The organism is Blautia sp. AF19-10LB, from assembly GCF_003461245.1.
Classification (GTDB): domain Bacteria; phylum Bacillota; class Clostridia; order Lachnospirales; family Lachnospiraceae; genus Blautia_A; species Blautia_A intestinihominis.
In genome coordinates this window covers 1-363 of sequence record NZ_QTWS01000103.1, presented here as the reverse complement: position 1 = coordinate 363, position 363 = coordinate 1, and the positions used below count along the sequence as shown (strand labels likewise).

Here is a 363-nt window from a genome sequence, read left to right as displayed (position 1 = left end):
TATGATCCATGTTCCTGAAAATCTTATTTTCAAGATATAGAAATTTTTCATGGATCCCATATGTTTCTTCCATGTAGCTTTTCAGATCCTTTGACAGAGACAGACGCAGCTGGTCTGAACCTTTCTCATGCCGGATCCCCATCTGCATGTATGTGACCGGTATATTATCCTGTTTAAAACGGGGCGGATTTGGATCTTTGATCCCTCCAGTCTTTTTCAGGACATAAAAAGATCTCCACGCCTTATCCAGCTGCTTACAGGTCTCCTGTGCTGTCTGTGACGGAAGCTGTTTATACCACAGATTTCCTTTATGTGCTTTTTTCTGATAATACCAGTCAGGATACTTTTCCAGTCCCAGTTCTT

1 pseudogene is annotated in these 363 nt (G+C 41.6%); it reads right to left on the bottom strand.

What is annotated here, in order from left to right:
• A pseudogene (locus DWX28_RS20210) lies at nucleotides 1–363 on the bottom strand (RNA-guided endonuclease InsQ/TnpB family protein); the annotation flags it as partial.